Annotated in this window: 8 protein-coding genes; 2 read left to right on the top strand and 6 right to left on the bottom strand. The window is 62.6% G+C overall.

The window, feature by feature from the left end; all coding sequences use genetic code 11:
• Positions 1 to 99: 99 nt before the first annotated feature.
• The 3 genes from betA to betI form a co-directional block, all read right to left on the bottom strand.
• On the bottom strand, positions 100 to 1,803 hold the full coding sequence (gene betA / locus ACUXVH_RS03110; protein ID WP_041120189.1) for a choline dehydrogenase: 1,704 nt from the start codon (positions 1,801 to 1,803) through the stop codon (positions 100 to 102).
• Positions 1,804 to 1,946: 143 nt separating this feature from the next.
• Positions 1,947 to 3,419: a betaine-aldehyde dehydrogenase gene (gene betB / locus ACUXVH_RS03115; RefSeq protein ID WP_011063942.1), complete on the bottom strand. Its 1,473-nt coding sequence runs from the start codon at positions 3,417 to 3,419 to the stop codon at positions 1,947 to 1,949.
• A gap of 108 nt (positions 3,420 to 3,527) precedes the next feature.
• Positions 3,528 to 4,121 (bottom strand): transcriptional regulator BetI, encoded by a 594-nt coding sequence (betI, locus tag ACUXVH_RS03120; RefSeq protein ID WP_011063941.1) that lies wholly within the window; start codon positions 4,119 to 4,121, stop codon positions 3,528 to 3,530.
• A gap of 486 nt (positions 4,122 to 4,607) precedes the next feature.
• Here betI and ACUXVH_RS03125 point away from each other — a divergent pair, with 486 nt between their 5' ends.
• The gene (locus ACUXVH_RS03125) at positions 4,608 to 6,560 is read left to right on the top strand and encodes a BCCT family transporter (protein WP_225368821.1); all 1,953 of its coding nucleotides are present in this window, start codon (positions 4,608 to 4,610) and stop codon (positions 6,558 to 6,560) included.
• A 165-nt stretch (positions 6,561 to 6,725) separates the two neighbouring features.
• Here ACUXVH_RS03125 and choV read toward each other — a convergent pair whose 3' ends face one another.
• The 3 genes from choV to ACUXVH_RS03140 form a co-directional block, all read right to left on the bottom strand.
• A complete protein-coding gene (gene choV, locus ACUXVH_RS03130) occupies positions 6,726 to 7,904 on the bottom strand; it encodes a choline ABC transporter ATP-binding protein (protein WP_011063939.1) in 1,179 nt (392 codons plus the stop codon).
• Positions 7,901 to 8,746: a choline ABC transporter permease subunit gene (gene choW / locus ACUXVH_RS03135; RefSeq protein WP_019095263.1), complete on the bottom strand. Its 846-nt coding sequence runs from the start codon at positions 8,744 to 8,746 to the stop codon at positions 7,901 to 7,903. Before choW ends, choV begins: the two co-directional genes overlap by 4 nt.
• A 70-nt stretch (positions 8,747 to 8,816) precedes the next feature.
• Positions 8,817 to 9,773 carry a choline ABC transporter substrate-binding protein gene (locus tag ACUXVH_RS03140; protein ID WP_011063937.1) on the bottom strand — a complete coding sequence of 319 codons (957 nt, stop codon included), beginning with the start codon at positions 9,771 to 9,773 and terminating at the stop codon, positions 8,817 to 8,819.
• Positions 9,774 to 10,200: 427 nt separating this feature from the next.
• On the opposite strand from ACUXVH_RS03140, the gene ACUXVH_RS03145 reads away from it, so the two are divergent.
• Positions 10,201 to 11,577 (top strand): L-serine ammonia-lyase, encoded by a 1,377-nt coding sequence (locus ACUXVH_RS03145; RefSeq protein ID WP_011063936.1) that lies wholly within the window; start codon positions 10,201 to 10,203, stop codon positions 11,575 to 11,577.
• The last annotated feature ends 130 nt before the right edge of the window (positions 11,578 to 11,707 follow it).

Raw genomic sequence — 11,707 nt, forward strand, 5'->3', positions numbered from 1 at the left:
CTGTAGCCGCTGCCGAAGGCTGCGATCAAGGAAGTAGTTCTGAGGGAGTGAAGGGAAGAGAAAAAGGGCGCCGACCCTTGCGGTCGGCGCCCGTCAGGCTTACTGCGCGGCGGGAGTCACATCGCGCATCGGCTTGCCACGTACCGGGGCTTCACCGGCTACGTAGTAGGCCGCGGTGCTGCGTGGCAGTGGCTGGCGGCCACGGATCTTGTCGGCGATTTTCTCGGCCATCATGATCGTCGGCGCGTTGAGGTTGCCGGTGGTGATGATCGGCATGATCGAGGCATCCACCACGCGCAGGCCTTGCATGCCATGCACGCGACCCTGGCCATCCACTACAGCCATGTCGTCGGTGCCCATCTTGCACGAGCAGGATGGGTGGAAGGCGGTCTCGGCGTGCTCGCGGACGAACTTGTCCAGTTGCTCGTCGGTCTGCACCTCGATGCCCGGGCTGATCTCGCGGCCGCGGAAAGGGTCCAGGGCCGGCTGCTGCATGATTTCACGGGTCAGGCGGATGCCGTCGCGGAATTCCTGCCAGTCCTGCTCGGTGGCCATGTAGTTGAAGAGGATGCTCGGGTGCTGGCGCGGGTCCTTGGACTTGAGCTGCACGCGGCCACGGCTCGGCGAGCGCATGGAGCCCATGTGCGCCTGGAAGCCGTGCTCTTTCACACCATTGCTGCCGTTGTAGTTAATCGCCACCGGCAGGAAGTGGTACTGGATATTCGGCCATTCGAACTCTTCGCGGGTACGGATGAAACCGCCGGCTTCGAACTGGTTGCTGGCGCCGATGCCGGTGCCGTTGAACAGCCACTCGGCACCGATGGCCGGCTGGTTCCACCACAGCAGCGATGGATACAGCGACACCGGCTGGGTGCAGGCGTACTGCAGGTACAGTTCCAGGTGGTCCTGAAGGTTCTCGCCCACGCCCGGCAGGTCGTGAACCACCGGGATGTCCAGGCTTTCCAGGAGGGCGCGGGGGCCTACGCCGGAACGTTGCAGCAATTGCGGCGACGCGATGGCGCCGGAGCTGACGATGACTTCCTTGCGCGCACGGGCTTCCACGCGCTCTTCAGTGCTGCCTTGCAGGTAGCTCACGCCCACGGCGCGCTTGCCTTCGAAGAGGATCTTGTCGGTCAGGGCGTGGGTGACGATGGTCAGGGTCGAACGCTTTTTCGCGGTGTCCAGGTAACCGCGGGCGGTGCTGGCGCGACGACCTTTAGGGGTGACGGTACGGTCCATCGGGCCGAAGCCTTCCTGCTGGTAGCCGTTCAGGTCTTCGGTACGCGGGTAACCGGCCTGCACGCCGGCTTCGACCATGGCGTGGAACAACGGGTTGTTGCCGGCCTTGGGCGTGGTCACGCTGACCGGGCCTTCGCCGCCGTGGTAGTCGTTGGGGCCGATGTCACGGGTTTCCGCCTTGCGGAAATACGGCAGGCAATCCAGGTAGGTCCAGTCTTCCAGGCCTGGCAGCTTGGCCCAGCCGTCGTAGTCCATGGCGTTGCCGCGGATGTAGCACATGCCGTTGATCAGCGACGAGCCGCCCAGGCCCTTGCCGCGACCGCACTCCATGCGACGACCGTTCATGTGTGGCTCTGGATCGGTCTCGTAGGCCCAGTTGTAGCGACGGCCTTGCAGGGGGAACGCCAGTGCCGCCGGCATCTGGGTGCGGAAGTCGAAACGGTAGTCCGGGCCGCCGGCTTCCAGCAGCAGGACGGTGACGCCTTCGTCTTCAGTCAGACGGGTCGCCAGGGTGTTACCGGCAGAGCCGGCACCGATGATGATGTAATCGAATTCTTGGGCCATTGGAGCCTCCGTGGAGAGCTGCAAGCCTCAAGCTTCAAGCTGCGGGAAAAGGCAGCGAAGCGGGCTTGGCGTTGAATGAGGAGCAGGCGGCAAGCCAGGCTGTTGCCCTGGCTTGCCGCTTGTAGCTGGCTGCTAGCGGCTGCTTAGAACACCGAGGCGTAGTCGCCCAGCTCGACCTGCACCGACTTGATGCGGGTGAAGTTGTTCAGCGAGCTGATGCCGTTCTCACGGCCCACGCCCGACTGCTTGTAGCCGCCAACCGGCATCTTGGCGTCGGACTCGCCCCAGGCGTTGATCCAGCAGATACCGGCTTCGAGCTGATGAATCACGCGGTGAGCGCGGTTCAGATCCTTGGTGACCAGGCCGGCAGCCAGGCCGAAGTCGGTGTCGTTGGCGCGGCGGATCACTTCTTCTTCGGTTTCGTAGGTCAGGATCGCCATGACCGGGCCGAAGATTTCTTCACGGACGATGGTCATGTCGTCGGTGCAGTCGGTGAACACGGTCGGTGCAACGAAGGCGCCCTTGGCGAATTCGCCGTCGGTCAGGCGCTCGCCGCCGCACAGTACGCGGGCACCTTCTTCTTTACCCTTGGCGATGTAGCCCAGCACGCTTTCCATGTGCGGGAAGCTGACCAGCGGGCCGAAGTTGGTGTTTTCGTCTTCCGGGTTGCCGATGCGGATGCGTGCAACGCGCTCGGCGATCTTGGCTTCGAAAGCGGCTTTCAGGTGGCTCGGCACGAACACGCGAGTGCCGTTGGTGCAGACCTGACCGGAGCTGTAGAAGTTGGCCATCATGGCGGTGTCGGCGGCGCGATCCAGGTCGGCGTCGTCGAAGATGATCAGTGGCGACTTGCCGCCCAGTTCCATGGTCACGTCTTTCAGCGAGGAGCTGGAAGCGCTGGCCATGACCTTCTTGCCAGTGTCGGTGCCGCCGGTGAAGGAGACCTTCTCGATGCGCGGGTGCTCGGTCAGCCAGGTGCCGACTTCGCGGCCGCTGCCGGTCAGGACGTTGAACACGCCATCCGGCAGGCCGGCTTCGGTGTAGATCTCGGCCAGTTTCAGGGTGGTCAGCGAGGTCACTTCGCTCGGCTTGAAGATCATCGCGTTACCGGCCGCCAGGGCCGGTGCGGATTTCCACAGGGCGATCTGGATCGGGTAGTTCCACGCGCCGATACCAGCCACTACGCCCAGGGGCTCGCGACGGGTGTAGACGAAGGAAGTGGTGCGCAGCGGGATCTGCTCGCCTTCGATGGCTGGCACCAGGCCTGCGTAGTATTCCAGCACGTCGGCGCCGGTGACGATGTCCACGTACTTGGTTTCGGAGAACGCCTTGCCGGTGTCCAGGGTTTCCAGGGCGGCCAGTTCGTCGTTGCGCTCGCGGAGGATTTCCACGGCGCGGCGCAGGATGCGCGAACGCTCCATGGCGGTCATGGCGGCCCAGATCTTCTGGCCTTTCTCGGCGCTGACCACGGCGCGTTCAACGTCTTCCTTGGTCGCACGCTGCACTTGTGCGAGAACTTCACCGTTGGCCGGGTTGATGGCATCGAAAGTGGCGTCGCTGCCGGCATCGGTGTAGCCGCCGTCGATGTAGAGTTTTTGCAGTTCGAAACGGGCCATAGTGTCCTCGCAAGTGCATTAAGTAGTGGGCTTGACCACCGGGCATGCCCCTAAGTTCGGGGCGCGCTGATCAGTGGCGGTTCAGGGGCCGAGCGTCTCTTTTGTGCTCTAGCGCTCCTGCTTAGCCAGTTGTAGATCCATGTATTCGTAAGCGATCCGTATCGCCTGGTCGGTGTCGAATGCATCACCCGACAAGGCACCACGCAGCCACAAACCGTCGATCAAGGCCGCCAGGCCGCGGGCTGCCTTGCGCGCATGGTAGAGCGGCAGGGCACGGCGGAACTGGCAACACAGGTTGGAATACAAGCGGTGGTCGTTGATCCGCTGCAACCTGTGCAAATCGGGCTGGTGCATGCTGGAAGCCCAGAAGGCCAACCAGGTTTTCATTGCCGGGCCGTTCACCTGGCTGGCATCGAAGTTGCCCTCGATGATCACTTTCAGATGAGCGCGCGGGCTGTCGTCCGTCAGGGCCTGGCGGCGTGCTCTGACGCCTTCGTTGAGCATGCTCATGATGTAACCCATCGTCGCTGCGATCAGGCCGTTCTTGTCCCGAAAGTAGTGACTGATGATGCCGTTCGAGACACCGGCCAAACGGGCGATCAGCGCAATGCTGGCGTCCCCCATTCCGACCTGATCGACCGCTTGCAGCGTGGCTTCGATCAATTGCTGGCGGCGTATGGGTTGCATACCGACCTTGGGCATCTGATACCTCTCCTTAGGCCTGTCGATTGGCGTATGACGCCCGTCGACTTGTGGGCCAGTCTATTTTGTTTTGATTGAACGTTCAATCAACAAAGAATAAGATCTGCGACAAATCGTCGCTGCCTGGGGAGTTTCTCCTGCTCGCAGATGGCGGAAAAACGACCTCCGAAAATGCCCGAAACTTACACGCGGCATAGCGTGGACCGGCAAGAGAGCACACGTGTTGAAGGGGCAGGACGCTCCGGGTTCCAGGCGACGAACTGCAGGTTCGTCACCGGCCCCGGATGCGGTTGCGCAACGCGGCTTTTGCGGTTTCGGGTGTTTTCGGGGTGTCTTTATAACACCCGATGATCGGCTGCCAACTAACCGATTGGTCGGGTGCCGTGTTGCCTTGTGTCCTTCTCTCGCACTGCCCGGAGCATCTGCGCAATGAGTTCTGCCTCTCTTATAAAGACCCCACCGGAGAAGGTGCGGGTCAACGGTTGGGTGTTCTACACCTCCACCGCGCTGATCCTGTTGTTGACCGCCATTCTGATCATCGCCCCGCAAGAGGCCGGCCGACTGCTGGGCATTGCCCAGGCCTGGTTGTCCCGCAGCTTCGGCTGGTACTACATGGTGGTGATCGCCGCTTACCTGGTGTTCGTGGTGGGCCTGGCGTTCTCCTCCTACGGCAAGCTCAAGCTGGGGACCAAGCAGGACACCCCGGACTTCAGTTACGGCGCCTGGGCGGGGATGCTGTTTTCCTCCGGCATCGGCATCTCGCTGCTGTACTTCGGTGCTTCCGAGCCCCTGGACCACTACTTCAACCCGCCGGAAGGCGTACCGGGCAGCAACCTGGCCGCACGCCAGGCGCTGCAGCTGACGTTCCTGCACTGGGGCCTGCACGGCTGGGCCATCTATGCCCTGGTGGGCCTGGCGGTGGCGTACTTCGCCTATCGGCATAACCAGCCACTGGCGCTGCGTTCGGCGTTGTACCCGCTGGTGGGCGAGCGCTGGGTCAAGGGCGCGGCCGGCCACGCGGTGGACGGCTTCGGCATGTTCGTGACCCTGCTGGGCCTGGTGACCAACCTCGGGATTGGTTCGATGCAGGTGTCTTCCGGCCTGGAAAACCTGTTCGGCATGGAGCACAGCAACACCAACCTGCTGATCGTGATCATCGTCATGAGCACGGTGGCCACCATCGCCGCGGTGTCCGGCGTGGAAAACGGCATCCGCCGCCTGTCCAACCTGAACATCGTGCTGTTCAGCGGCCTGCTGATCTTCGTCCTGCTGTTCGGCCCGACCCTGCACCTGCTCAACGGCTTCGTGCAGAACATCGGCGACTACCTGAACGGTGTAGTGCTCAAGACCTTCGACCTCTATGTGTATGAGGGCGACAGCGCCAAGTCCGATCGCTGGCTGGGCCTGTGGACCCTGTTCTACTGGGCCTGGTGGATTTCCTGGGCGCCATTTGTAGGCATGTTCATCGCGCGTATTTCCCGTGGTCGCACCGTGCGTGAACTGGTGGCCGGCGTACTGTTGATTCCCCTGGGCTTCACCCTGGCCTGGCTGTCGATCTTCGGTAACTCGGCCCTGGATCTGGTGGTCAATCAGGGAGCCGTGGAGTTGGGCAAGACGGCGTTGGAACAGCCGTCCATGGCGATCTACCAACTGCTCGAGCACTACCCGGCCTCGAAGATTGTCATCGGTGTGTCGATCTTCGTCGGCTTCGTGCTGTTCCTGACCCCCGCCGACTCCGGGGCGGTGATGATGGCCAACCTTTCGTGCAAGGGCGGCAACGTCGACGAAGACGCCCCGCACTGGCTGCGGATCTTCTGGTCGGTGGTGATCACCCTGGTGACCATCGGCCTGCTGTTCGCCGGCAACTTCGAAGCCATGCAGACCATGGTGGTGCTGGCCGGCCTGCCGTTCTCGGTGGTGCTGATCTGCTTCATGTTCGGTTTGCACAAGGCCATGCGCCAGGACGTGCAGATCGAGCAGGAGCAGGCGCAACTGGCCGAGCGTGGCCGCCGCGGTTTCAGCGAGCGCCTGAGCCAGCTGGACCTGCAACCGACCCAGTCGGTGGTGCAGCGCTACATGGACAAGCACGTCAGCCCGGCCTTGCAGGAAGCGGCGGCGCAGTTGCGCAACCTGAGCCTGGAAGTGCAGACCAACCTGGGCAAGTCGAAGAACCTGTTGGGCCTGCGCGTGGAAATGGATGAAGGCAATCCCTTCGTCTATGAAGTGAGCCTGGACGGCTACCTGGCGACGCCTAGCGAATCGACCCAGCCGGAAGGGGCCGACAGCGAAGTGCGCAGCCGTTTCTACCGCGCCGAGGTGTATCTGCACAACGGCAGCCAGGAATACGACTTGATGGGCTTCACCCAGGAGCAGATCACCCGGGATGTGCTCGATCAGTTCGAAAGCCATCGGCAGCTCCTTGGCCGTGTCTATAGCTGAGTGAAAACGGCCCCATCCTTGTAGGAGCCGGCTTGCCGGCGAAGACGTCCTCAAGGGCACTGCAAGGCTTCAGGGCCTGTTCGCTGGCAAGCCAGCTCCTGCAGAAGGGGGTGTGTCGTCAAAGCAAAACGCCGCGATTGCTCGCGGCGTTTTTGTGTCTGCTGCTTAACCCAGGTTCTTGCCGAGCAGCGCGTGGTAGAGCTCGCTGTCGCCAAGGATGCCCACCACTTTCTGGTTGTCGTGGAGCACCAGTTTGTTGCCGGTCTGGTAGCGGATCTGCAGGGCATCGCGCATGCCGATGCTGGAGTCTACCAGGGTCGGGCGTCGGCCCAGTTCTTCCACGGCTTGCCCCGGAACCCAGTTCTGCAGGTCCAGCTGCGAGCCGTTGCGGCGTGCGCCCTTGATGGTGTTGCCTTCGGCCAGGTCGAGCCAGGAATCGCCGCCCGGGTCCAGGCATACCGAGCCGTTGACCCGCTTGCAGTTGTCCAGGCTGCGCATCAGGCTGCGCCCGCACAGCACGTTCAGTGGGTTGGTGTGGGCAACGAAAGTCCGTACATAGTCGTCCGCCGGGTTGAGCACGATTTCTTCCGGGTTGCTGTACTGGATGATCCGTCCGTCTTTCATGATGGCGATGCGGCTGCCCAGCTTCAGGGCCTCATCCAGGTCGTGGCTGACGAAGACGATGGTCTTGCTCAGCTTGCGCTGCAGCTCCAGCAGTTCGTCCTGCAGGCCCTGGCGGATCAGCGGGTCGAGGGCCGAGAAGGGTTCGTCCATCAGCAGGATATCGGCGTCCATGGCCAGGGCACGGGCCAGGCCCACGCGCTGCTGCATGCCGCCTGAGAGTTCGTCGGGCTTCTTGTTGCGCCACTGGGTCAGGCCCACCAGCTCAAGCTTCTCGTCCACCAGCTTGCGCCGTTCCTTTTCCGGGCGGCCCTGCATCTCCAGGCCGAAGCTGATGTTTTCGCGCACGGTCAGCCAGGGCATCAGGGCGAACTTTTGGAACACCATGGCGATGCGCTTGGTGCGCATCATCTTCAGCTCGGCGGGGCTGCAGGAGGCGATGTCGATCTGCTTGCCTTCATGCTCGACGAACAGCTTGCCGCGGCTCACGGTGTTCAGGCCGTTGATGCAGCGCAGCAGGCTCGACTTGCCGGAACCGGAGAGGCCCATCAGCACGCAGATCTCGCCTTTCTCGATGTCCAGGCTGGCATTCTCGACGCCGACGATCTGCCCGGTCTTCTTCAGGATCTCGTTGCGGGTCATGCCCTGGTCCAGCAGCTTGAGGGGCTCGCGCGGGTCCTTGGAGAAAATCACGTCGACCTTGTCGAAGCGGATAATGCTCATGCGTCACCTCCTACTTTGGCTTCAGGTTGCTTGCAGATGCGGTCGAGCATGATCGCCAGCAGCACAATGGCCAGGCCGGCTTCGAAGCCCAGGGCGATATCCGCGGTATTGAGGGCGTTGACCACCGGCTTGCCCAGGCCATCGGCGCCCACCAGGGCGGCGATCACCACCATCGACAGCGACAGCATGATGCATTGGGTAATGCCGGCGGCGATGCTCGGCATGGCGTGGGGCAGTTCAATGCGCGACAACAACTGACGGCGCGAGCAGCCAAAGGCCTTGCCGGCGTCCATCAACTCTTGTGGAACATCGCGAATGCCCAGGTAGGTCAGGCGGATCGGCGCGGCGATGGCGAACACCACCGTGGAAATCAAGCCGGGCACCACCCCCAGGCCGAACAGGGTCAGGGTCGGGATCAGGTAGACGAAGGTGGGCACGGTCTGCATCAGGTCCAGCACCGGCCGCATCATGGTGTAGAACAGCGGCTTGTGCGCCGCGACTATGCCCAGCGGTACGCCGATGAGCACGCAGACCAGGGTGGCGAACAGCACCTGGGCCAGGGTTTCCATGGTTTCCTGCCAGTACCCCAGGTTGAGGATCAGCAGGAAGGACAGCACGACAAAGGCGGTCAGGCCCCATTTGCGCTGGATCAGGTGCGCCAGCAGGGCAATCAGGCCGATCAGGGCCAGGGGGTTGAACCAGGTCAGCGCGAACGTCACGCCGTGGATCATGGTTTCCAGGGTGGTAGCGATCGCGTCGAAGGTGCTGGCGCCGTGCTTCGTCAACCACTCGACGAAAGCCGCGATGTACTGGCCCAGGGGGATTTTCTGATCAGTGAGCATGGTATTGAACGTCCGCATGCAAGGGAAAAACAGCCCGGGCGGGCGAGCCCGCCCGGCGTAAGCGCACTACTTAATTTGAAGCTTGTGCAAGCTTGGCTTTCACGGCCTCCAGGCCAGGTTTACCGTCAATGGTGGTCACGCCGGCGAGCCAGGTATCGAGCACCTGAGGGTTCTGCTTCAGCCAGGCCTTGGCGGCCGCCTCAGGCTTCATCTTGTCGTCCAGCACGTTGCCCATCAGGGTGCTTTCCATGTTCAAGGTGAACGACAGGTTCTTCAGCAACTGGCCGACGTTGCTGCACTCTTCGGCATAGCCCTTGCGGGTGTTGGTGTAGATGGTGGCCTGGCCGAAGTTGGGGCCGAAGAACTCGTCGCCGCCGGTCAGGTACTTCATCTTGAAACGGGTGTTCATCGGGTGCGGTTCCCAGCCCAGGAACACCACCGCGGTGTCACGGCGCTGTGCGCGCTCGACCTGGGACAGCATGCCTGCCTCGCTGGATTCCACCACCTTGAAGCCGGCGTCCTTCAGGCCGAAGGCATTCTTGTCGATCATGGTCTGGATGGTGCGGTTGCCGTCGTTGCCCGGCTCGATGCCGTAGATCTTGCCGTCCAGTTCCTTCTTGAACTTGACGATGTCGGCGAAGTCCTTCAGGCCCTTGTCGTACAGCGACTCGGGCACCGCCAGTGTGTACTTGGCGTTTTCCAGGTTGGCCCGCAGGGTGGCCACGGTCCCGGCGTCGCGGTAGGGCTTGATGTCGTTTTCCATGGTCGGCATCCAGTTGCCGAGGAACACGTCCATGTTCTTGCCGTCGGCCAGGGACTTGTAGGTCACGGGCACGGAAATCATGGTGGTCTTGGTCTTGTAGCCTAGGGCGTTGAGCACGACGCTGGTGGTGGCGGTGGTCACGGTGATATCGGTCCAGCCGACATCGGAGAAGTTTACGGTGCTGCATTGTGCCGGTTCTGCGGCTTGTGCCAGAAGCGGCAGACTCAGCATGGCGGCCAACAACAACGACGGGGAACCTTTCATAGGGGGGACTCCTGGATGTTTTTTTGGCGGCGTTTGGACCGCGCTTATAAGTGTGGCGGTTGGTGTGTCGGGAACAGCTCTACCACCGTGCCTTGCAATCGAGTCGAGACTGATCATGTACCAGTGAAAATCTGTCGCCTACAGGGTGCGTCGTATCCAGTACAGGGAGGGTCGCATCCAGTGTCGGTGAGGTCGCTTACAGTGTTTTCGAGCGATTTTTCCTACAACTGAGCCGCAAAAAACGCCCAAAACCCCTGCGTTGCGCCTGGCGGCGTTAGTGGGCATGAGTGAGTCGGTGTCAGACGTCGTGGGCCTTGGCAAAAGCCTGATGATGCGCCCTTCTCGGCGGATTGCAGCTTGAGCGTAGCAGCTCCGTCAGAGGGCGTTTCCGGCGCCCGGACAGTGCTCAACCAGGAGTTACGCAGCAATGGCTATCAGTGTTTTCGACCTGTTCAAGATCGGCATCGGCCCCTCCAGTTCCCACACGGTCGGGCCCATGCGCGCAGCGGCTTTGTTCGTCCAGGTATTAAAGGAAAGGCAACTGCTGGAGCAGGTACGCCGGGTCGAGGTGCAGCTCTTCGGTTCGCTGTCCGCCACCGGCATCGGCCATGGCAGCGACAACGCGGTGATCATGGGCTTGATGGGGGAGTGGCCGGACGCGATCGACCCGTCGCTGATCGGCACGCGCATCGAGCTGCTGCGGGAAACCGACACCCTGTTGCTGGACGGGCGGCTGCCAGTGCCTTTCATCTGGGCCCGGGACATGCAGCTGGTGGACCGCAACCTGCCATTCCATCCCAACGCCATGACCCTGGTGGCCGCGGGCGAAGAGGGTGAGCTGCACCGCGATACCTACTATTCGGTGGGCGGCGGTTTTGTCGTCGACCAGGCCCAGGCCGACAGCGGTGTGGCGGACCTGGACCGCAGCGAGCTGCCTTACGATTTTTCCAGTGCGGTGGAACTGCTGGGCCTGTGCCAGAAGCACAACCTGCGGGTCGCCGAACTGATGCTGGCCAACGAGAAGGTCTGGCGTTCGGAAGAGGAAATCCGCAGCGGCCTGATGGCGCTCTGGCGTGCCATGCAGGACTGCGTGGAGCAGGGGCTCAAGCACGAGGGCATCCTGCCTGGCGGGCTCAATGTGCGTCGCCGCGCGGCCAAGTTGCACCGTAGCCTGCAGGAACTGAACAAGCCCAATGTGATCGGCTCCACCCTCAGCGCCATGGAGTGGGTCAACCTGTTTGCCCTGGCGGTGAACGAAGAGAACGCCGCCGGCGGACGCATGGTCACCGCCCCCACCAACGGCGCGGCGGGGATCATTCCGGCGGTGCTGCATTACTTCATGAAGTTCAGCGAAGACGTCACCGACGCCAACGTGGTGGATTTCTTTCTCGGCGCGGCGGCCATCGGCATCCTGTGCAAGAAGAACGCCTCCATCTCCGGTGCCGAAGTCGGCTGCCAGGGTGAGGTGGGTTCGGCCTGCGCCATGGCGGCGGCCGGGCTGGCGGAAATTCTCGGGGCGACCCCGGAGCAGTTGTGCAACGCCGCGGAGATCGGCCTGGAGCACAACCTCGGCCTGACCTGTGATCCGGTGGGCGGGCTGGTGCAGGTGCCGTGCATCGAGCGCAACGCGATTGCCGCGGTGAAGGCGATCAATGCCGCGCAAATGGCCTTGCGCGGCGATGGCCAGCATTTCATTTCCCTGGACCGGGTAATTCGCACCATGCGTGATACCGGCGCCGACATGCACGACAAATACAAGGAAACCTCCCGTGGCGGCCTGGCGGTCAGCGCCGTGGAGTGCTGATTGCCGGCGCGCACAAATCGCTCACATGCCCAGGGGCGCGCCACCTTTTAGCGCGTCGTGAATAGACAAGTCGCCAACCGGGCCGGGCAGCCCCCGTGCCCGTGGCCCGGTTGTGCTTTGAGTGACACTC

The sequence above is a fragment of the Pseudomonas sp. 8(2025) genome, from assembly GCF_052665325.1.

Bases quoted from the DNA above. Each gene is read 5' to 3' on its own strand.
- betA (WP_041120189.1), bottom strand. From the start codon at position 1,803: ATGGCCCAAGAATTCGATTACATCATCATCGGTGCCGGCTCTGCCGGT.
- betB (WP_011063942.1), bottom strand. From the start codon at position 3,419: ATGGCCCGTTTCGAACTGCAAAAACTCTACATCGACGGCGGCTACACC.
- betI (WP_011063941.1), bottom strand. From the start codon at position 4,121: ATGCCCAAGGTCGGTATGCAACCCATACGCCGCCAGCAATTGATCGAA.
- choV (WP_011063939.1), bottom strand. From the start codon at position 7,904: ATGAGCATTATCCGCTTCGACAAGGTCGACGTGATTTTCTCCAAGGAC.
- choW (WP_019095263.1), bottom strand. From the start codon at position 8,746: ATGCTCACTGATCAGAAAATCCCCCTGGGCCAGTACATCGCGGCTTTC.
- ACUXVH_RS03140 (WP_011063937.1), bottom strand. From the start codon at position 9,773: ATGAAAGGTTCCCCGTCGTTGTTGTTGGCCGCCATGCTGAGTCTGCCG.
- ACUXVH_RS03145 (WP_011063936.1), top strand. From the start codon at position 10,201: ATGGCTATCAGTGTTTTCGACCTGTTCAAGATCGGCATCGGCCCCTCC.